This is a genomic window from Niallia sp. 03133, from assembly GCF_052663225.1.
On record NZ_JBQTCY010000004.1, the window covers coordinates 331,291 to 352,044 of the forward strand.

General features: G+C 34.4%; 13 protein-coding genes and 2 pseudogenes. 3 read left to right on the forward strand and 12 right to left on the reverse strand.

Annotated elements, in window-relative coordinates:
- Window positions 1-559: 559 nt before the first annotated feature.
- On the reverse strand, window positions 560-1,849 hold the full coding sequence (locus ACTYBU_RS07985) for a coiled-coil domain-containing protein (RefSeq protein WP_445488672.1): 1,290 nt from the start codon (window positions 1,847-1,849) through the stop codon (window positions 560-562).
- A 530-nt stretch (window positions 1,850-2,379) separates the two neighbouring features.
- Here ACTYBU_RS07985 and ACTYBU_RS07990 point away from each other — a divergent pair.
- A complete protein-coding gene (locus ACTYBU_RS07990; protein ID WP_445488673.1) occupies window positions 2,380-3,501 on the forward strand; it encodes an NAD(P)/FAD-dependent oxidoreductase in 1,122 nt (373 codons plus the stop codon).
- A gap of 1,100 nt (window positions 3,502-4,601) precedes the next feature.
- On the opposite strand, the gene ACTYBU_RS07995 is transcribed toward ACTYBU_RS07990, so the two are convergent.
- The 7 genes and pseudogenes from ACTYBU_RS07995 to ACTYBU_RS08025 form a co-directional block, all read right to left on the reverse strand.
- Complete coding sequence (locus tag ACTYBU_RS07995) at window positions 4,602-7,109, reverse strand: SH3 domain-containing protein (RefSeq protein WP_445488675.1); 2,508 nt, start codon at window positions 7,107-7,109, stop codon at window positions 4,602-4,604.
- Between the two features lie 804 nt (window positions 7,110-7,913).
- Window positions 7,914-8,813 carry a formyltetrahydrofolate deformylase gene (gene purU / locus ACTYBU_RS08000; RefSeq protein WP_445488676.1) on the reverse strand — a complete coding sequence of 300 codons (900 nt, stop codon included), beginning with the start codon at window positions 8,811-8,813 and terminating at the stop codon, window positions 7,914-7,916.
- Window positions 8,814-8,966: 153 nt separating this feature from the next.
- Window positions 8,967-10,129, reverse strand: a pseudogene (locus tag ACTYBU_RS08005) (RNA-guided endonuclease InsQ/TnpB family protein).
- Window positions 10,107-10,247 (reverse strand): annotated as a pseudogene (locus ACTYBU_RS08010) (IS607 family transposase); the annotation flags it as partial. The pseudogenes ACTYBU_RS08005 and ACTYBU_RS08010, both read right to left, overlap by 23 nt.
- Window positions 10,248-11,214: 967 nt before the next feature.
- Window positions 11,215-11,850, reverse strand: coding sequence for an FMN-dependent NADH-azoreductase (locus ACTYBU_RS08015; RefSeq protein WP_445488678.1), 636 nt, complete (start codon window positions 11,848-11,850; stop codon window positions 11,215-11,217).
- 519 nt (window positions 11,851-12,369) lie between these two features.
- Window positions 12,370-13,239, reverse strand: a complete 870-nt coding sequence (locus tag ACTYBU_RS08020; protein ID WP_445488679.1) for a YitT family protein — start codon at window positions 13,237-13,239, stop codon at window positions 12,370-12,372.
- Window positions 13,240-13,241: 2 nt separating this feature from the next.
- A complete protein-coding gene (locus ACTYBU_RS08025; protein WP_445488681.1) occupies window positions 13,242-14,246 on the reverse strand; it encodes an asparaginase in 1,005 nt (334 codons plus the stop codon).
- Between the two features lie 178 nt (window positions 14,247-14,424).
- Between ACTYBU_RS08025 and ACTYBU_RS08030 the strand changes: the two genes are divergently transcribed.
- Entirely contained in the window at window positions 14,425-14,748 is a 324-nt protein-coding gene (locus tag ACTYBU_RS08030) for a helix-turn-helix domain-containing protein (RefSeq protein ID WP_445488682.1), read from the forward strand.
- Between the two features lie 14 nt (window positions 14,749-14,762).
- Here the strand turns inward: ACTYBU_RS08030 and ACTYBU_RS08035 are convergent, their stop codons facing one another.
- The 3 genes from ACTYBU_RS08035 to ACTYBU_RS08045 form a co-directional block, all read right to left on the reverse strand.
- The gene (locus tag ACTYBU_RS08035; RefSeq protein WP_445488684.1) at window positions 14,763-15,419 is read right to left on the reverse strand and encodes a M50 family metallopeptidase; all 657 of its coding nucleotides are present in this window, start codon (window positions 15,417-15,419) and stop codon (window positions 14,763-14,765) included.
- A 212-nt stretch (window positions 15,420-15,631) separates the two neighbouring features.
- Entirely contained in the window at window positions 15,632-16,117 is a 486-nt protein-coding gene (locus tag ACTYBU_RS08040) for a nitroreductase family protein (protein WP_445488686.1), read from the reverse strand.
- Window positions 16,118-16,209: 92 nt separating this feature from the next.
- Window positions 16,210-17,448, reverse strand: coding sequence for a multidrug effflux MFS transporter (locus tag ACTYBU_RS08045; protein ID WP_445488688.1), 1,239 nt, complete (start codon window positions 17,446-17,448; stop codon window positions 16,210-16,212).
- A gap of 464 nt (window positions 17,449-17,912) precedes the next feature.
- Between ACTYBU_RS08045 and ACTYBU_RS08050 the strand changes: the two genes are divergently transcribed.
- On the forward strand, window positions 17,913-18,689 hold the full coding sequence (locus ACTYBU_RS08050) for an acetoin reductase (RefSeq protein WP_445488690.1): 777 nt from the start codon (window positions 17,913-17,915) through the stop codon (window positions 18,687-18,689).
- 220 nt (window positions 18,690-18,909) lie between these two features.
- Here the strand turns inward: ACTYBU_RS08050 and ACTYBU_RS08055 are convergent, their stop codons facing one another.
- Window positions 18,910-20,736 (reverse strand): APC family permease, encoded by a 1,827-nt coding sequence (locus tag ACTYBU_RS08055; protein WP_445488692.1) that lies wholly within the window; start codon window positions 20,734-20,736, stop codon window positions 18,910-18,912.
- Between the last annotated feature and the right edge of the window lie 18 nt (window positions 20,737-20,754).

The window sequence follows — 20,754 nt, forward strand, 5'->3', positions numbered from 1 at the left end:
TAGGACAACATTTTTTGGATTGCTAATGATTTTATTGTTATTTTCGTATTGATTACGATTTAATGTTAAAAATTTTACAATAATCCTAAAGTCATTCCTATTTAAATCATAACGATTACGATTATTGATTCTATACTATTTTTATTAAGAAAGCAATAGATTTATCTATTTATCTTATTCCTAATTCTAAAAAATATTATTAAAAACAGTATTTCCATAAAGTGAACCTTCCATCAGTGGAGGTTTTGTTCATCCCCTACTGATGGTTAGTTGCGTTCCACAGGATGTGGATCACACAAACGTTGCCACAGGAAGTGGCGATCTTAGTTTGTGTACCTCCCTCGGATCTTTACGGGCGAGTTTCAACACCTAGCTTCATCGATTTCTCCGCATCTTGAGGTGGAGGTTTTACTGCCCGTTAAGAGTGGGATAAAAAAATACTTAAACAATTGCATATTATTTTTAATAGTGGGTATATATTGATTAAGCATAATAAAAAGCATTACCTAATTTATACACTATTTTAGGTAATGCTTCTATTCAACTCATTTTGCAAATATTAGAATCTTACTACTCTGCCATTAAATACGTCTTTCCAGTAGCCGCTTGTCATGGAAGCAATTGCAACACCCGTAGAACTTTGAGAACCGATGAATTTTCCACCGCCTACATAGATACCTACATGTCCATCTGTTTTGTATGTGTTAAAGAAAACTAAATCTCCTGGCTGCAATTCACTTGCTGAAACTCTAGTTCCTTGGTTTTTTAATGCATCTGTACTTGATCCAATATTATAACCAGCCTGTGCATATGCCCAATGAACAAAGCCAGAGCAATCAAATAGTCCATTTGCTATATCAGAAGCTGTTCTCCCGCCTCCGAATTTATAAGTTGAATTCCCAATATATTTATACCCTGCTGTGATAACAGTTGATTTACCGCCACCAGGATTTTCATTGCTTGTATTAACAACAGTCGGTTTGTCATTATTGCTGCTGTTATTATTTTCTTCTGAGCTTTTTCTTTTAGTGCCTGCACTAGAATCTGTATTGTTTGTTCCTACAGTTAAGCTGACTAAATCTTCCAATTCATCTTGCTTTTTCTTTGCAAGTATTGCTTTAATTTCACTTTCTTTTGAAGCAAGTGTATTGTCTTTTTGTTCTAATTTAGCTTTTAATTTTTTATTTTCTTGTTCTTTTTGCTGCAATTCTTTTTTCGATTTATCATTTTGTTCTTTTTGTGCAAGGATTTGCTTTTGCATTTCCTCTAGATCAAGTTTCATATCATTTAATCCAACTAATTTATCTTGTACTTTGCTTTGTTTTCCTTCTAAGTCCTTTTTATCCGCTTCGTTGCTGGCAATTAAATCTTGGTCTGCTTCCATAATTGTAGCAACTGCTCCGACACGGTCCACGAAATCTTTAAAGCTTGCTGCTCCTAATAATACATCAACATAATCTACGCTTCCCCCATTTTCTTGGAAAGTTCGCGCTCTATCTTTTAAGATTGTATTTCTCTTTTCAATTCTTTCTTTTAGCTCTTTTATTTCCGCTTCTAATTCAGCAACTTCTTTTTTTGTAGCTGCAATTTTATCTTTTGTTTCTTTAATAAGCTGAGTGTTCTCTTCAACAGCTCTATCAACTCGCTTAATTTGTTCATTTAATGCTGTTAATTTTTCTTGCGCTTCTACTATTTTAATTTCAGCATCCGAAATTTGAGTTTTCAAATCAGATCTTTGCTGCGAGATATTTGCTTGCGTTTCTGCATTAGCATTTATTGCTGGGACGGAAAAACTACCCAATCCAAGCAATATTGTTGTATTTAGCGCCACTAGTTTCTTTTTCAACATTCCATTTCCCCCTGCATTCTCTACTGTCTCTTTATCAATCGTTCTATTATGTATGAATTTATGTTTATAAAATTATGTCCTATCTTAGCAATGAGAAGTTTCAATCTGTTTTTCCATCAGAAACTATTCATTGTAGTGCTTTTGACTAAGATGTTTTTCTTAAAACATCTTTCGTCACAAATAGAAGTATATCATCATAATTTGTCATTTAAGTAATAGGAATATTACAGTTATGTTTCAAATTAATATTTTATTGCTTTTTTCACATTTTGTTCAAACTCTTTTTTTGCCAAAAAAAAGGATGGATTACCCCTTTTGAAAACCCTTTCCCTAAATTGAAAACGTTACCTACACTTCTAAAGTCCTATTAACTATAAAGATCCGCATTTTTTTTGCTTTTTGTCATAATAGGACATTTTTCGCATGATTCGACATTATGAAGAATTTTATTTTTAAGCTATAATAAAAAACGCAGCAACTAATCGTGTTAATCAAAAATATTTTACGTACATGTTAGGATGAATAAAATCATGAAAAAAATAATAGTCATCGGCGGCGGCATTTTAGGAGCCTCCACTGCCTATGAATTAGCTAAAAGAGGAGCATCTGTTACAGTTATAGACAGAGAAGATGAAGGCAGGGCGACAGCAGCGGCTGCAGGCATAATTTGCCCTTGGATTTCACAAAGGAGAAATAAAAGGTGGTATTTATTGGCTAGCGAAGGAGCAAAATACTATCCAGCCCTAATAGAAGATTTAGCCAAATACGAAGAATATTCCACTGGATACGCAAAAGTCGGAGCGTTAAGCATTCATTCAGATTATAGCAAATTAGAAGCCATGTTGGACCGTACATTAAAAAGAAGAGAAACAGCACCTGAAATTGGAGTGGCTAAAATAATAAGTCCCGAGGAGGTGCAAAACCTATTCCCTCCCATCGCTGACGGATATGGAGCCGTTTATGTAAGCGGCGCTGCAAGGGTTGACGGCCTCGCACTGCGCAATGCACTTATTCGCACATCACAAAAACTTGGCGCCGCGTTTTTGCAGGCAAATGCTTCCCTTATTATAGAAGGAAAAAAAATCGTTGGTGTACAAACAGAGGATCGAAAGATTTTAGCAGATGAAACCATTATTACTGCAGGAGCTTGGGCTGGTCCATTATTACAGCCTTTGCAGTTAACCTTTCAAGTAGAAGAGCAAAAAGGTCAGATAATCCATCTCCAAATTCCAAATACAAATTGCAGCAGCTGGCCTGTTGTTATGCCTCCACATGACCAATATATTCTTTCCTTAGACAATAATCGTCTAGTAATTGGTGCAACCCATGAAAATAACACCAACTTTGACTATCGATTAACAGTTGGCGGTATGAAAGAAGTGATGGATAAAGCATTAAAATATGCACCAGGGCTATTAAACAGTACATTTTTGGAAGCAAGGGTTGGATTCCGTCCATTTACTGCTGATTTCTTGCCTGTTTTCGGCAGACTCATGGTTTATAAAGGAATAATAGCTGCAAACGGTTTAGGGGCTTCTGGATTAACAATGGGACCTTTTCTTGGCCAACAGCTTGCTAAATATGCCTTAGAACTAACTCCAGATATCCATTTTGAAAACTATTCTATTGATTCGTGTATAGTAAAAAATTAATGTTCTGCTAAGGAAGCATTGCGAACCACTTTACTCTATTTTAGATGGTTTGCATTGCTTCTTCTATTTTAATGCTAAACTATTTTTGAAAAAAGACATCACACTGCTCTCTATTATTTTTAATCGAATGCTCAGAGTGTAGACAAAGTAGTATTTGCACAAACTGCAGGCTGATCGAAAACGGTTTGTATTTCGAGGCGTGAAGCTCTTGACGAGGAGCGGAGGGCAACAGGATGTTGGTCAGAACGACGTTGCCGCAGGCTCGCAGGATGCGAGTCAATCGACGAAGACATAAGGACGTTGCGAAGTTAGTAGATTTTCCTTTAATACGTACTTAGTCGTTCATCCTTATTCCATAGTAATGAGCATCCTAAAGTAAGGCGAACAACGAAGAAATCGAGCGTTTTGTCGACAGCCTGAGCTCTCTATTATTTTTAATAGAGAGCTGTGATGTAGTATGATGAAAATAGAAAATACAAATTTCAAAGGAAGAGGGCAATCTAATGATCATCATTGTACTCATCCTTGTTCTCATGTGGATATTCACACGCATTTTTTTTAGGAAGAGAACAAGACAAATAAATAAAAAAAGATTGCATGCAAGATTAGTGCAATCCCTTGAAATTAATCAGAATCATTCAAATTCCATGAACATTCATAATAAAAAAAGCGCAAGCGCCCTTGCTCATCGACGGAATAAGCTGGACTGAATCGAGTGAGATAAAGGAAACACGAAGAACGTAGTGATTCGATGTTGACTACGCAAACGAGGTGAGGGAAGCGTTGAAGTCGATAGGGTGCTTGCGCTAGACACTTGTCAGACTTCAGAAAACTTATACTTTCTTACTCTTTAAAAAAACAAAATTCACTGAATAGAGATTCGACCATTCACTGACATCCTCTAACAACATGCAGATTCTAATCTCAGCAGAAATATAAAATAAGAGATAAAAGAAAAACTATTTACATTAAACAGTCTTTCTTTATCCCTTTCTATTATTCTATTATTTACTTCACCATATAGTGGTTTATCTTCTCAACCATTATATGGTGCAATTACTTTGTCCACACTTCTAAGTAGTCATCTTATCTATACTAACTTATTTATATTCTGGTATTTCTAATTTTATCGTATACGAATTCAATAAGTTATATAAATTATATATTTGACTTACTTGTTTTGCAGCCCAACCAATATCTGATGCATATTGGTGGGTCGCTACTCCTTCGTTTCCTGCAGCATTTGGATTCCATCTCATTTTGTATAGTGTATCCTGACCCGCATTAATATAGCCCTGCGCGATAAATTTCGCTCCGCCTATAATAGCAGCTTCTGGTGTAAACCAGCCCGCATTATAAGCATACTTTGCTCCGCTTGTTATGGCACTGTTATCATATGCGCCAATGCCATACATATTATAAACTGTTTTCCCATTATACGTAACGCCATTTGCAAGTGTCGAAGCGCCGCTTCCTGTTTCAAGCAAAGCATGGGATATAAGGTAAATTTCATTGATTCCATATGCATTTGCAGCTGCAACAAAAGCAGATGCTTTACCAGAAAGAATTCCTTTCCCAGCTAGGATTTTTTCATTTACTTCTATATCATAAATATTTGCCGTTTCTGATAATTTTAGAAATTGCATCGAACTTACCTTATCGCCAGCAAAGTTTTTTGGATTAATATAATAAGAGGTATCTTCCTTGCTTGCACTTACCCAGCTTTGAGTATTATTTACTTGATACCAATAATAGCCGTCTGATCCTTTCACTTTAGCTACAACCGTTAATTGCTCCCCACTGTTCACTTTATTGGTCACCCAATATTCTGTACCTGCTCCACCTCTTAATCTCCAGCCGTTTCCAAGAACAGTTCCTTTAGTAGAATCAGCAGTCTTAAAAACAAGCGCATCTTCTCTTATATATGTATTATACTTTTTATCAGTTTGTGGATTTGCATCCATCTGTATACCTGTCATTTCATCTAAAGTAATACCATATTTTTGATAATTAGTATGTACTAATCCATTGCTTGCGGGAGGGTTTGCCAAGTCTTCTTTTAAAAATTCTGAGCTGACATACCCTATATTTCCATTTGCAGAGACTTTTGCCCAGCCTTTCTCTACCGAATAAACTACTACCAGTGTGTTTGCCGGCAATTTACTGATAATTTTTCCATAAGTGGATGGTTTTTCACGCATATTTAAACTGGATCCTTGGGCGACATTTACAAACATTTTTATTTCAGCAGGTTGATTATTATTGGATCCATCTGTATTATTTTCATTTGGTTTATTTTCAGGTTCGGATTGGATTTTTTTATCTTTTAAAAAGCTTGTACTTACGTAGCCAGTTACATTTTCCACTTTAATCTTGGACCATCCGCTTTTTTCTGATAATACACTAACTTCCGTATTATTAGTAAGCTTTTTAATAATATCAGCACTCGTAGATGGAGATTTTCTTACATTCAATGAGGTGCCCTTATTAATAGCTACATATTTAATAGTCGTCTTCTCTTTATCCCCTGAACTGTTTTGTTGATTTGGTTCGGATGATGCAGCATCTGTTATTTTGTTTTTTGTGAGGAACTCTGTATTAACGTAGCCTACCTTATTATCCGTCTTTATTTTTGCCCAGCCTTTTGACTGTGAATATACTTCAACCTTTAAACCTCTTTTTAACTTAGCAACGATTTTACTTGACGAAGTTCCGCTGCTGCGCATATTCAATGTCGAATTTTTTTCTACATTTACATACATAATGGTTGTTGAACTAACAGCAGCCGGCTTTTTGGTATCATCTACTGGCTTCTTTAAGGATAAATATTGACTGGAAACATATCCTGTCTTATTATTAACTTTGATTTTAGACCATCCATTTTTCTCAGATAGGATCTCTGCCTTTGCTCCCCTACTCAATCTTGCTAGAATACTACCATTTGAACTAGCACTGCTTCGTAGATTCAAAAATGAGTTTCCATCTACATTTACATATTTCATTTCTATTTTTGTAGTAGCAGTAATAGAAGAACTCTGTTTTATCGTGTTTTTAGAATCTGATGAGAATGTTTTTGAATTAGACAAATATTTGGATGCAACATAGCCTTCTTTCCCATAGACTTTTACTTTTGCCCAGCCATTTGATTCGGAGTAATATGTGACAGAAACTCCTTTTGCAAGTTTTACAATAATGGATGATTTATCACTTGGTTTAGTACGCATATTTAAACTGGATCCCTTATCAACATTTATATATTTGACTATCGTTTTTTGTGACGTTGTGGATTTGCTGACCGTTGATATTTTTTTACTTGCATCTGATTTCTTTAAGAATTCCGATGAAACATATCCTGTCTGTCCATTTATGGTAATTTTAGACCACCCATTTGCTTCCGTGGAAACGAATACTTCTTCGCCATTTTTCAATTTAGTTATTACACTAGAAGATGTAGAAGGTAATTTTCTAACATTGAGTGTAGAACCTTTATCTACTACCACATATTTTTTTATTTCTTCATCTTTTATTGAATTTGCATGCACTTCATGTACAAGTATTGGTGAAGATAACGCTGCTAAAAAGAAACCTGGTACAACTACCCTTTTCATCTTCCTCTACCTCCTAGTCTATTTGAACCAACGATAATTTACCTACTAATATCCTATTAAGCTTATGTATAACTTTTTAATATGAAAATATATTATTATTTAATACCTATACTATTACCAATTAATCTCTTCGTATATAATACTATAGTCATATTTTTGTATAAATGAATTATATAATAATAGTTATTTTACGCTTTTTCCCTATATTTTCTCTTTCTTTTTCATTATAAAAAAAGAGTGTTTGCTATCATATTTAATTTTCTTTACAAATATATTAAAAAAATTACAGGTAATTAAACCTGGATTAAACTAACATGAATTTCATGAACCACTTTTTAAAAAAATGTTGCAAAGATAGAAAATCCTAACAATAAGCTCAGAAATAGATATGTGCAATAATAAACTACTTGTATTCAATTGGAACGGAAGGTAAAACAGTGAAAAAAAGAGGAATAATACAAGGTAGACACTTCTTTTTAATTGAATTAAGTAAATCTTACAATTAGCGAACGTAATAAAAATTCGACTTCAAAAAGTACTATTAACTATATTCGGAGACAGACGCTCCGCAATCTTAGAAAAAAAACTTTAGAAGAAGAGTAGTCTGTTAAAAACCACCGCTCCTTCTAAAGCATTGTTCTCTCGTATTTATAACCTTTTATTTTTCCAGTGAAAAGAAGACTTCAAATCAGGTGCCAATCCTTCCACTTGCTAAATATGATCTTTTTAAAATTAAGAACACACGTTTTTTAATATGATAGGCAAATGGATGCATTAATAAATCTTTATTTTGTATATTATTATTTAAAATACAATTGTTTTATTTCCATAAACAATGATACGGTCATCAAGATGCCATTTAACAGCACGGACTAGAACACTTCTTTCAATAGATGCACCAATCTTTTTTAAGTCCTCTATTTGATCGCGATGGTCCACTCTCATAATATCCTGCTCTATAATTGGACCTTCATCTAAGTCGTTTGTAACATAATGAGACGTTGCACCAATAAGCTTTACACCTCGCTCATATGCACGATTATACGGTTTTGCTCCAACAAACGCCGGTAAAAACGAATGATGAATATTAATAATCTTATTAGGATGTGCAGCAATAAAATCCTCTGTTAGTATTTGCATATATCTTGCTAAAATAACGAAATCCACATTATATTCTTCTAACAGCTGTAATTGCCTTGCCTCAGCTTCTTTACGATTTTTTTTGCTTGCAGGAATATAGTAGTACGGTATATTTAACCCCTCTACAACTTCTCTTGCATCCTCGTGATTACTAATAATTAGAGCAATATCAGTAATTAAATCTCCGCCTTGCCATTCCCACAACAACTCACGTAGACAATGCAGTTCTTTAGAAACAAAAATAGCAGTTCTCTTTAATTCATTTACTAAAACTAACTTCCAATCCATCGAAAATTGTTCAGCGATGGGAAGAAATTTTTCTTTTAATTCTTGCTTTTTTTCTTGCAATCCTAAACACTCAAATTCAATCCGTATAAAAAAGCTTCCGCCTTCTGGATCTGTTGTATATTGATTAGATTCTAATATATTTGCCCCATTTAAACAAAGAAACTTAGAAACCGCTGCAACTATTCCAGGTTTATCAGGACAGTTAATCAGTAATCTTCCTCTGTTCTCTTGACTTTTTTTAAAGTTTTTTTGAATTCCCTCTATATATGTTGTCATACTTTCTGCTACTAAAAATATATACAAATGTATATTCTTAGAGTTTTTCTGCTTCTGCGAACCCGACTTCGCCAGTTGCTCGCTACCATCGTTGCTATAGCTCTCCACAGACGTAAATTCCGATGTAGCCCACCGTATATAGATACCCTTTAGTTAAGTTAAAATGGTATATTCCTTCGCTTGTAAAAGGTTAATCGATGCGTTCTTATCTCTATCTAGGGTATTGCCGCAGCTGCATCTGTAAACTCGGTCCGATAACTTTAGATTCACTTTCTTCTCTCCGCAAGTCGAACATAATTTGGAAGAAGGATAGAATCTATCTACTTGACGAAGTTCGATGCTATTTTGTATACATTTGGCTTTCAACCATGTTTTGAAGGCATAAAAGCATTGTTGTGCAATTGCTTTAGATAGGTGTCTGTTTTTCATCATTCCTCTTACATGCAAATCTTCTATTGTGATAAATCGTGGTTTGGTTTTCACCACATCGTTTACAATAGATTTCACATATTCCAATCGTATATTGGATAAACGAATATGCAGCTTTTGCACTCTAAGAATATTTTTGTCTAGATTCGTTCTCCTTTTAGCAGCAAATTCCCCTCTTTTCTTTTTTAGATTTTCGTATTTACGCGACAGAGAACGTTGTTCCCTTTTTAATTTCTTTTCTAGCTTTTTTACTTTAGGCGTTTTATTGATATTGAAATGTGTTTCTCCGTCACTTCGCACGGCAAAGTCCTTGATACCTAAATCAATAGCTATACCGGTTTTGTTTAATTCGGTTTTAGGTTTGGGTGTTTCTACTTCGCATAAAACAGACACATAGTAACTTCCTGCTTTGTGTGATACGGTTCCACTCTTCACCATTACCTCTTTTGGAATATAACCAAATTCTTTTAACCTGACCCAACCGATAGTTGGAATTTTTACCCGATGTCTCTCTATCGTCCAGTCTGTTTTATTGTTTTTCGGGAAATAACAAGCCACATCTTGATTCTTTTTCTTTTTGAATCTAGGAAATTTAGATATTCCGTTAAAAAAAGTTTAAATGCCTTGTCACCATTCATAATGGATTGTTTAACTGCTTTGCTTGAGACTTCTTTTATCCACAAGTCCTGTTTCTTTTCCTTCGTGTGAATATTATTCAGCCATTTAGAGAAGTCATATCCACTCATAAATTTGCCTTCTTTTTCGTACATTTCTTAGTTTTTATCCAAGTATAAGTTGTATACATACCTACATACACCAATAGTTTGGCTTATTTTAGTTAGTTGATTCCATGTTGGTTTGATTTCAACGAAATAAGCTTTTCTCATTTTGACTTTTCCTCAGCGATCTTTTCATGTATTTTCTTAATCCGTATATTCTACAACTAAATACATGAATGATCGAAATGAAATCTTGAATCATTTCTTCTTTTGGAGATAACTTTTCCTTTTGGGTTTTGGTAAACAATTAATACACCTTCTCTATCCCATCTTTGTAGGGTTTTTACAGAAACATTTAATCATTCTGCAAAATCTTTAGGTTTGAATTGTTTCATAGGTATATATTGCTACTTTTACGTATATTTGTATACTATTTTCATTACTATTTTATCTCCTTTTCGCAATTCATCTCTTTACTATAATAAGTGAATTTCTAAAAAAATTAAATAAAATTCTTCTATGTTTCTTATAAGAACATCGTATCTATCTCCATGATTAAATTAACTATCCTTTAATCCCTATTTTATAAAGTGAACCTTCCATCAGTGGGGGTTTTGTTCATCCCCCACTGATGGAAAGCTTGAGGTCCACAGGATGTGGATCACACAAACGTTGCCACAGGAAGTGGCTACCTTAGTTTGTCTACCTCCCTCGGATCTTTACGGGCAGTAAAACCCCCACCTAGCTTCCTCGATTTCTCAGCATCTTGAGGTGGGGGTTTTACTGCCCCTTAAGAGTGGGATAAAATATTTTCAATTAGTTTGATTTTTTAAAGGTACTTTTCGTATAGATTGTTGTTATTTAGCCCTCAGCCTAAATACACTTCACTTTCCGCGGGGCGAGCCTCGAGCCGCTTCGTCGTTTCACTCCTGCTTTCCTCTCGCCTGTCTCGCTAATCTAAGCATTAGTCTACGTGTATTTAGGCAAATCAGTCATTCTAAAAGGTTTTTCACCTTATTAAAAAGCAACAAACTTTTAGAAAACAGCCTTTTTAAAAAAGAAAAATACGAAAAGTCATATTTAGAAAGGAATGGAAATGATATTAAAACTTATTATCGTTGCAATTTAATACTATCCTTTATAAGATAGTAAAAACCCGATTCCTTAAAAAGAATCGAGTCTCTATCTAATCTAAACTGTAAGCCATTCTTGACGAGTATAAAATTTGAAGCTTGCAGATAAAACTTATTTTATTAGAATGTGCGTGCTACATCTTTTGCCTTTGCAATTGCATTTTCTTTAATTTCTGCTGCTTTTTCTGGATATGCATTTTGTCCTTCAACAAAAATCCCTTCAAAAGAAGGTACTCCAAAAAAGTTCATAATAACGGTTAAATATTTATGTCCCATTTCTAGTTCTGCTGCTGGACCTTGTGAATACACTCCACCACGAGCTTGTATATGAATTGCTTTTTTATCTGTTAATAAACCAACAGGACCCTGCTCTGTATATTTGAATGTTTTTCCAGCTACTGCAACAGAATCAATATATGCTTTCATAACAGGAGGAAATGAGAAATTCCAAAAAGGTGTTACGAAAACATATTTGTCTGCTGATACAAATTGTTCGCTTAATTTACCTAGTCTTGCAACTTTTCCTTGCTCTTCTGCAGATAAAGTTTCAAATGCACTGCCTGATTGCAATTTTCCCCAGCCGCTGAAAACATCTGCATCAATGTGTGGTATATTTTCTTTATACAAGTCAATATGAACCACTTCATCATTAGGATTAACTGATTTATATTCCTCAATAAATGCTTTTCCTGTTGCCATGCTGTACGAAACTGTTTCGTTATGTGGATGTGCTGTAATATACAATACTTTTGCCATAATTAATAATCTCCCTTTCTTTTTTCAAATTCATTTCAATTAGTTTATTCCATTTTCGGAATCTTACTATTTACTGGTTTCCTTTTTAAAAATTTACAATATATTATTCATCAATAAATATCCGGATAATAAATCTCAAAATAATATATCTTTAATTCAATATAAATTTATAAGAAAATGAACAGATTGTCAACCCATTTGATTTGATAAATTAATTGGAACTATCAATACAGAAAAGATGCAAGCGTTTAATTACGAAATAGAAAGCAAGTTGAAAGAACCTTATGTTGTAGAGGAAGAATTTTGATAAGAAAATTATTATTTTGATTAGGGGATTCCATTATGATGAGGTATTACAACAATAATGGACATATTATTACCAAAATGGAAATTATTCTCACAGGAGCCATCCGACCACACTGATGGCAATCCTTCAGACTTGGCACTCAGCTGGCTTGAAATTCTTATCCCCTGTCAAAAATATTACTTAAAAAAGATGGAGATTCCCCCCCATCTTTCTTAATTTTTTACAGTCTTATTAAATCCTATTCCCATTACTTCATTCATATTATGAACGGTAACAAAAGCTTTCTTATCCATTTGAAAAATAAATCGTTTTAATTTTATAAAATCTTGTCTTTCCAGCACAATCGTTATTACTTTTTTTTCATCCTCTGAATAAGCGCCTTTTGCTGTATGAATAGTAGCACTACTTTGCAGTTGATGAATGATAAACTCTTGGATGAGATCACATTTTTCACTAATAATCACAACTTCTTTCGTAGTCGTTAATTGACTGTTAAAATACTCAATGACTATTCCTCTAAAAAAAATTCCGAAGCAAGCATACAAACCTCTTTCCATCCCAAAAGCAAATATTGCCAGTACACTGATCGTACAATCTGCTATTAATACTGCCTTGCCAATATCAAAAGAAAAATATTTATTTAAAATCATGGCAATTAAATCCATTCCGCCAGTTGATGCATTTTGTTGAAAAACAATGACTAATCCAAGACCTGCAATCAATGTACCAATTACAAGCTGTAAAAATAAGTCATGGCTTATCGCTGTACCTAAAGAATAATATTCCCCTAATATCCAAACCATAAAAGTAAGTAGAAAACTTGCATATATGGTTTTTATGCCAAACTGAAATCCTAAAAAAGCAAAACCAATGATAAATAAAATAATATTTAATGAGAGCATCAGTACTCCAAGCGAATACATCGGAAAGAGTGCTTTTAATACTATACTTAACCCGCCAAGTCCCCCTGCTGCGAAATGATTAGGCTCTAAAAAAAAATGAATATTTACAGCAATAAGAAACACTCCGACATGAAGTAAAAATAAATTCCAAATATTTCTTGCGTTTATTTTTTTTCTCAATCTTATTTTTCCCTTTCCCAATCAACTGATAAATCCCATGCAATTGGTTTTTCCATCAGTTCTTTTATTTCTTTCCTATTATTAGTCTTCCCTAGCACCCACATTAACTTTGCAACAATGGCTTCAGTATTCATATCTGCCGATAAAATAACATCATATTGCGCAACCTTTCTTCCTACTTCATATAAATATAAATCTTCTCCTTCTTCCAAACATTGAGTAGAGATTGTAACTGCAATTCCTTCATCTACAAGCTCCTGCAATTTAGGCAGCAAGTTTCTTCCTTCAAACGGCAGTCCGCCATTTCCAAAGCTTTCGATTATTATTCCTTTATAGGCTGTTTTTAAATAATCAAATATTTCTGGTTTTGTTCCTGGATGAAGCTGAAGTAAAAAAACATCCGGGCATAAACTAGTATCGATGTTAAAAGTATCTTTTGAATCATTAGGATTCCAAAAATAAGTAATTTTATTTTGATGGATAGAAGCAACATATGGATGGTTAATGCTTTCAAATGCATCATAGCTTTTTGTTCTCATTTTTACTGCTCTCGTCCCAATAATAACCCTTCCATCAAATACAACAAACACACCGCCGACATTTTCCATTGCAAAATGTATACTATCCGCAACATTTTTTTTCGCATCTGTTTGCTTAAAGCTTATCGGCACCTGGGAACCTGTAATAACAACTGGTTTTTTTAGCCCTTGCAGCATATACGATAATGCTGCTGATGTATAGGCTAATGTATCCGTACCATGTGTAACAACAAAACCATCATACAAATCATAATTTTTCACAACTGCCTCTGCAATGACACCCCAATGCTCTGGCTGTATATTTGTACTATCTCTATTCATCAAAATCTCACATGTAACATCTACAATTTCAGAATCGCCTTCAAAATATTGAAGAAGGTCTTGTGCAGACATCCCTGGTACCAATCCTTCTTCTCCCTTCACTGAAGCTATCGTTCCACCTGTAGCAAGCAATAATATTTTTTTCATTTCTTCCCTCCTAAAATATCAGTATATCAAATGTACGCGAAACGCATTTTATATTTAGTTGTATTATAGTATGACCATTGCCAATAAAGCAATATATGTATTCAATTTGCGTACTTTTTTCTTTTAATATACCATTCCTCATGCTATAATTCTATTTAAAAGAATAGGAGTGTTGCAGTTGCTGCAAAAATTAAATGAACTTAGAAAACAAAAAAACTGGTCATTGCAAGAAACAGCTGATTTGCTCGGAATTGCTAAAAGTACATATGCAGGTTATGAATCGGGATATCGTGAACCCTCTTTACGTGCACTTATACAAATTGCTGATTTATATGATGTTTCAGTCGATTATATTCTCAAGAGAAAAAAGACATCCACCACAATAGAATTAACTGACTATCATGATGGATATCCTATTATTACAGTAGACAATAAACCGTTAACAACGTTAGAAATAAAAAATATCATTGCTTTTACAAAAATTAGAAGAAACTTAGATTAAAGGAGTTTTGCATCCTACAGCTTGAAAACAAAATAGACGATACAAACGGACTGGCTAAAAAAGAGAGTACCCCATATGACAGCTGGAATTTTTGTGGCTTTTGCCAATGCAGTTGCATCACCTGCATGTTTCCTTTGCTGAATACTTGTCTTAAAGATGATAAATGCAGTTAGAACGGATTGCACAAGCATGACACAACTTAAAAAGATACTTATGTTCACAATAAAAAAAGAATTATCCTTATAAATAATCCAGCAAACAATGACAATAAAGGAAAGTATCCAAACAAAACCATATATATTTCTTATCCATAATATCGTGGAAAGAAATGCAACCGTTAAAAAAATATAAAGAATAGCTGTATAGTAATGTTTGCTCAGTAAATAAAAAAATCCATAAGTTGCAAGAGACGCACCTGTATATCCCATATACGCAACAACAATTTGGCCTAACCATGAATCAATTTGAGTGATTGCAATGCCTGATGAATCATAATGTAAATTTATTTTATGACGCAACCTAAGTTTCTGCCCTGTAAAAATGGCTGCAATTACATGGCAAACTTCATGAATTAATGTATTAATCAACGCAATATACCGACCTATAATCGGTGTAAAGGAACAAATAATTACAATAACAGTATAAATATAAACCAACTTCCAGGTATTCATTTCTCTGCCTCCCTCCCATTCATTTATGCCCATGCTTCCCCCTGTTTATTATATTAATAAAGGATAAAAGAAAACAAAAAAAGCCTCCCTAAAAAAACCTCCTACAAAATTGAAATTCTAATTATTTACCAGAATTTCATTTGTAAAAGGAATTCTTCTACTTGGGCTGCTTTATGTCTTTTAATTCCAGTATTGCATTCCTTTGCTAAGCTTTATTGAAGTTGTTTTATTTTTAAATCAATAGCTGTTCTTTCCTTTGGAGCTGGAATCTCTTCCGGATAGCCTGCAGCAATTACACCAACTACATCATATTCATCGCTTACTTGCAAAACTTTTTTTCCTCTCTCAGAAGCACCGATTGAACACCAAAAAGTCCCTACCCCTTCATCCCATGCTAACAACATAAAGTTTTGAATAAAACAGGATACTGCAGCAAGGTTTTCTTCTCTTTCCAATTCATTTCTACCTTTATGGGAAAGAACTGCAAACAATACTGGTGCATTTCCAAAATTCATCTTATGATTTAGTTCTGATCTTGTCTCTGACCCAATAAATACTATTTCCCAAGGCTCCGTCAATTTATGGTTAGGAGCAAACCTAGCTGTTTCAAGCCACTTCTTTACTTTTGCAGGATCCACAGAATCGGATTTATATTTTTTTATTGTTCGTCGATTTTTTATTAATTCAAAAAGATTCATTATTTTATCTCCCTTTCTTTCACTATATTTTTGCGTAATACCTTGTAATTACAATCGTACATCCAGCAAATCATTTTTAGCTACAAGAAACATCATTTCCTAATTTTTTGCTTACTAAGGGCAAAATAAGATAGGAAAGCACATAAACCTGACCCTAAAATTACTGTAGTCATTGGTATAGAGGATTTAATTTCTCCTAAACCGACAAGTGGAGAGATAAAACCACCCAGCATCAAACTCAGCACTCCTAATAATGCAGCAGCGCTTCCTGCTGTTTTTCCTTGTGTTTGCATCGCCATAGAAAATCCAGTGGTGGTAACAATACCTACACTTGATACCACGAAAAACAATGGAAGCAAATGAATCAATAATCCACCATCCGTCAAACTAACAATAAATAAAAGAAGACCGCCAATCAAGTTAATCAACAATCCTGAAATAAAAAGTTTTTTCTCATCATATTTTCCAGCCAATCTTCCAGTTACCTGTGTTGCAATGACAATTCCTAATCCATTTACAGCAAAAATGATGCTATATAATTGAGGAGAAGCACCGAAAACATCTTGAATAACAAATGGAGAACCAGAAATGTAAGAAAACATACTAGCCATTATAAATCCTTGCGAAAGTGCAAAACCTAAAAAGGACCGATTTGTTAAGATTCGTTTAAATGTGATTACCGTATTCTTCAACCCGCCTATTATTCGCTTTTCTGCAGGCAATGTTTCTGGCAGAAGAAAATGAACAGAAATAAGCATAACTAAACCGATTAAACATAAAACAATAAAGATGCCTTGCCATGTGCTGAAACGCAAGAACTGCCCTCCTAAAACAGGTGCCACGATAGGTGCGGCTCCGTTTACTAAGGCAATTAAAGCAAAAAACTTTGTTAATTCTTTGCCGCTGTATAAATCCCTTACAACTGCTCTAGAAATAACAATGCCGGCTGAACCTGCAATGCCTTGCAGAAGTCTTAATACTATTAATATGTAGATCGATGGACTAAAAACACATAATAATGAAGTAATCGTATAGACAATTAAACCGATTAATAACGGTTTCTTCCTTCCCATGCTGTCACTTAACGGGCCGGCAATCAACTGCCCACCAGCTAAGCCAATAAGAAAAAAGGATAGACTAAGTTGTGTCAAACTTGTAGTTGTATGATACTCATCTGTTAATGCTGGCAATGCTGGCAAATACATATCAATTGAAAGTGGACCAAATGCTGCTAATGCCCCTAATATCAAAATAATCGGCAGCCGGTTAAATTTCCGCTCCGCCGCTAACGCAGAACTTTTCACGAAGCCTTTACCCTCTCTTCTTTTCATCTAAAAATAATTACTTCTTTATCATACCGTACTGTAGAAAAAACTTCTATTATTTTAAATCCAATCGAACATAAGAAAAGCGCAAGCGCCTTGCTCATTGCCGTACGAACTGGCCGATTAACTACGCAACGTCCTGTTGCAACATCGGCACTTGTACATCCTGTACTTCGGAAGGGCTTCGACTGAGATAAAGGAAACACGATGAGCGTTAGCGAATCGATGTTGACTTATCGTAGGGAGAAGACCTGAAGTTCGATAGGCAATAGGCGCTGGAGCTAGACACTCATCTAAGTTGTAAAATTTTATTCTTTCTTATCTCTGAACAAAAAAAACTTATCCCCCCTAAAATTCGACATATTTCTCGGGAAATATATTTTCTATAAATGTTTGCATACATTCGTTTACTCCTAAATGAAAAGGGTATGAAATTAGTAAGACATTTTAAAGTAGAAAGGATGTTTAGATTGACAGAAAAAAAAGTAGCAATTATTACAGGTTCAGGTCAAGGGATTGGAAAAGGGATAGCTGAACGTCTTGGTAAAGATGGTTTTACAGTTGTTATTAGTGACATAAATGAGGAAAGTGCTAACAGGACTTCACTTGAGTTAATTGAAAAAGGCATTGAAAGCAGTGCGTTTGTAGCAAATGTAGGTAAAAAAGAAGACATGATTTCATTAGTAGATAAAGCGGTTGAACAATATGGACAAGTAGATGTTTTTATCAACAATGCAGGAATTGATCAAGTGGATTCTATTCTAAATATTGCTGAAGAGGATTTACATAAAATTTTCCAAATTAATGTATTTGGTACTTTATTTGGCATACAGGCAGCAGCTGAACAGATGAAAAAACAAGGAACAGGCGGAAAAATTATTAACGCTTGCAGTATTGCAGGACATCGAGCATACAGCCTTTTAGGTGCATATTCTGCAACTAAATTTGCTGTGAAAGCTTGGACTCAGGCTGCTGCTCAAGAATTAGCTTCCTCGAAAATCACTGTAAATGCCTATTGTCCCGGAATTGTTGGCACAAATATGTGGGATCGCATTGACGAAGGCATGGTTGAGTATATGGGGATGGAAAAAGGACAAGCATTTGAGAAATTTTCAGAATCTATTACATTAGGACGGACAGAAGAACCTGCAGATGTAGCAAACTTTGTTTCTTACCTAGCTTCTTCTGACTCTGATTATATGACAGGACAAGCTGTTATTATTGATGGCGGCATCCTATTTGGTTAACTTTTATTTATAACGAAAAAACTGGAGGGGAGAGATTTCCAGTTTTTTTCATTATTTTTATCCATTTCATATTGACTGACTCCTCCGATTACTATTAAAAGAAAATGATTGATCTAATTATTATGTAAAAAAAAGATCAATGATCCATAATTAGGAGGGCGACGAAAAAAAACTCCTACAGTCTCTCTAAGATGAGTACTGCAGAAGTTTAAGCTATTTTCTATTTTTTAAAACGAAATGGTACTGTAGTTACAATAACATTTCTTCGATAAAGAAGATGTGCTTTTAATAAAAGGCTTGATTGATTGTGCAAAATATTATGCCAGCTTTTTTTGGTAATAAACTGGGGAATAATAACTGTTACACTGTTATTATTTTCTTCTCCCTTTTCTTCAATTACATCAATAAACCGCCGTAATGGTCTTATTAAACTTCTATATTGTGAATGGAGAGTCACTAAACGTATATCTGGTCTATACGCATTCCACTTTTCTTCCATTCTTTTTTCACTTTCCCGGTCAAACGCAACATATACAGCGATAATCGTATCACCAACAGATTCTGCATAAGCTAAAGAATTTTCTACGACTTTTGTTATTCCCGCAATTGGCAAAATGACAATATTGCCTTCTAGTTTTTTTATTTGATGTTGTTTTTCAAGCCGCAGCTGATTTGCAACATTATTATAATGAGTGTTTATATGGTGAAATACAAAAACGATAATAGGCAAAAATAGAAGTACAGACCATACTTGAGTAAATTTAGTTGTAAATAAAATCACTAAAACAGTAAATGTGATAATTGCTCCAATTAAATTAATGCTTAATTTCACTTTCCATCCAGCTGGTTTTTCTTTTAACCATTTTAGAATCATGCCCGTTTGCGATAAAGTAAAGGGAATAAACACCCCAACTGCATAAAGGGGTATAAGCATTTCCGTATTACCGCCAAAAATGATAATTAAAAGAATGGAAGCTACACCTAACGTAACGATACCATTCGAATATCCTAAACGATCACCACGTATAGTGAATATTCTCGGCATATATTTATCTGTAGCCAAGTTTACAGCAAGTAATGGAAATGCTGCAAATCCTGTGTTGGCTGCTAATACCAATATAAGGGCTGTTGTTACCTGAATAAAATAATACAATACATTTCTTCCAAAAACCTCTGATGCAATTTGAGAGATAACTGTTTCTTCTACCTTAGGAGAAATGCCAAGGTAATAAGCTAAAAAAGTAGTTCCTGAAAATAATACAGCAAGAATGATCCCCATCATTGTTAAAGTGCGAACAGCGTTTTTGGCAGATGGTTCTTTAAAGTTTGGCACTGCATTTGAGATTGCCTCCACTCCTGTCAAAGCAGAACATCCAGAAGAAAAAGCTTTTAATAATAAAAACAAGCTGAGTCCAGGTACAACGGTGCCAATTGGCGAATGCAATGTTTCTGGTACTTCTCCATTCATTATTTTCCAAAGCCCTGTTCCCAATAAAATCATTAGTGCCAAAACAAATAAATAAACTGGATAGGCAAGAACGGATGCTGATTCAGTAACTCCCCTTAAATTTAGTATTGTTATGCACAAAACGAGGAAACATGCTATTGGCACATTATAATGATGCAAAGCAGGAAATGCCGATGTGATTGCATCTGTTCCTGCAGTTACACTTACTGCCACTGTTAAAATATAATCAACGAGCAATGAACCTCCTGCAATTAATCCAGCATTTTCACCAAGATTATTTCTGGAAACTACATAGGCTCCGCCACCTTGTGGATAAGCATAAATAATTTGTCGATAGGATAAAATTAATGCTGTCAACAGGACAAGCACTCCTACTGCAATCGGTATAGAGTACCAATAGGCTATTGCACCAACCCCTGCTAATACGAGCAAAATTTGTTCTGTTCCATATGCAACAGAGGATAATGCATCAGAAGATAAAATGGCTAAAGCTTTTAACTTATTTAATTTTTGGTCTCCTAATTCCCTTGTTTTTAATGGTCTGCCAATTAGCATTCTTTTTATAACCGTTTTATTCATGTTGCTTCCTCCAATAAC

Bases quoted from the DNA above. Each gene is read 5' to 3' on its own strand.
- ACTYBU_RS07985 (WP_445488672.1), bottom strand. From the start codon at position 1,849: ATGTTGAAAAAGAAACTAGTGGCGCTAAATACAACAATATTGCTTGGA.
- ACTYBU_RS07990 (WP_445488673.1), top strand. From the start codon at position 2,380: ATGAAAAAAATAATAGTCATCGGCGGCGGCATTTTAGGAGCCTCCACT.
- ACTYBU_RS07995 (WP_445488675.1), bottom strand. From the start codon at position 7,109: ATGAAAAGGGTAGTTGTACCAGGTTTCTTTTTAGCAGCGTTATCTTCA.
- purU (WP_445488676.1), bottom strand. From the start codon at position 8,813: ATGACAACATATATAGAGGGAATTCAAAAAAACTTTAAAAAAAGTCAA.
- ACTYBU_RS08015 (WP_445488678.1), bottom strand. From the start codon at position 11,850: ATGGCAAAAGTATTGTATATTACAGCACATCCACATAACGAAACAGTT.
- ACTYBU_RS08025 (WP_445488681.1), bottom strand. From the start codon at position 14,246: ATGAAAAAAATATTATTGCTTGCTACAGGTGGAACGATAGCTTCAGTG.
- ACTYBU_RS08035 (WP_445488684.1), bottom strand. From the start codon at position 15,419: ATGAATACCTGGAAGTTGGTTTATATTTATACTGTTATTGTAATTATT.
- ACTYBU_RS08040 (WP_445488686.1), bottom strand. From the start codon at position 16,117: ATGAATCTTTTTGAATTAATAAAAAATCGACGAACAATAAAAAAATAT.
- ACTYBU_RS08045 (WP_445488688.1), bottom strand. From the start codon at position 17,448: ATGAAAAGAAGAGAGGGTAAAGGCTTCGTGAAAAGTTCTGCGTTAGCG.
- ACTYBU_RS08055 (WP_445488692.1), bottom strand. From the start codon at position 20,736: ATGAATAAAACGGTTATAAAAAGAATGCTAATTGGCAGACCATTAAAA.